At 45.8% G+C, this 1,032-nt stretch carries 1 pseudogene; it reads left to right on the top strand.

The window, feature by feature from the left end:
* A pseudogene (locus F6K49_RS52735) lies at nt 1–907 on the top strand (glucosidase); the annotation flags it as partial.
* Nucleotides 908–1,032: the final 125 nt, after the last annotated feature.

Below are 1,032 nucleotides of genomic sequence, written 5' to 3'. Positions count from 1 at the left end.
TAGCAGAGTCGGCACAAAAGTGGCTCCCCATTACCGATTTACTATTGGTGCTGGGGAGACTCGGGTGATTAAGCTGTGGCTGAGTGATGCTCCCAATATCCCCCAACCCTTTGGCAGTGAGTTTTCACGGATTATTGCCACCCGTCGCTCAGAAGCAGATCAGTTTTACCATGCGATCGCACCACCCGGACTCAATGATGATCAGCGTAATATTCAGCGTCAAGCCTTCGCAGGACTGTTGTGGAGTAAACAGTATTACTACTACGACGTAGAAACCTGGCTCAAGGGTGACCCCAATCAACCCCCACCCCCACCAGAACGTCTCAAAGTCAGGAATCAGCAATGGAATCATCTCAACAATGCAGATATTATTTCGATGCCCGATAAATGGGAATATCCCTGGTTTGCAGCCTGGGATTTGGCATTCCACTGCATCCCCTTAGCAATGATTGATCCAGATTTTGCTAAGAATCAACTTGACTTAATGACGCGAGAGTGGTATATGCATCCCAATGGGCAAATTCCCGCCTATGAATGGAACTTTTCAGATGTCAATCCTCCCGTGCATGGGTGGGCAACCTGGCAAGTTTATCAGATCGAAAAACAGTTGCATGGAACAGGCGATCGCCAGTTTTTAGAACGGGTCTTTCAAAAGCTTATGCTTAACTTTACCTGGTGGGTTAACCGCAAAGATTTCGACGGCAACAATGTATTTGAAGGAGGGTTTTTAGGCTTAGATAATATTGGAGTATTTGACCGCAGTTCAGACCTTCCAAGCGGAGGGTATATTGAGCAATCCGATGGCACCAGCTGGATGGCAATGTACTGTCTTAATATGCTCACTATTGCCCTAGAATTAGCGTTAGAAAACCCTGTCTATGAAGACATGGCTACTAAGTTTTTTTAACACTTCCTCTACATTGCCGCTGCTATGAATAATATTGGGGAAGATGAGACGCAATTGTGGGATGAAGAGGATGGCTTTTTCTATGATGTGCTACACTTACCTAATCAGGAACAGTTGCGCCTGAA

Source organism: Moorena sp. SIO3I6, from assembly GCF_010672095.1.
Note: the sequence above shows the minus strand (reverse complement) of the source record. Positions and strands in the feature narration are given on the sequence as shown.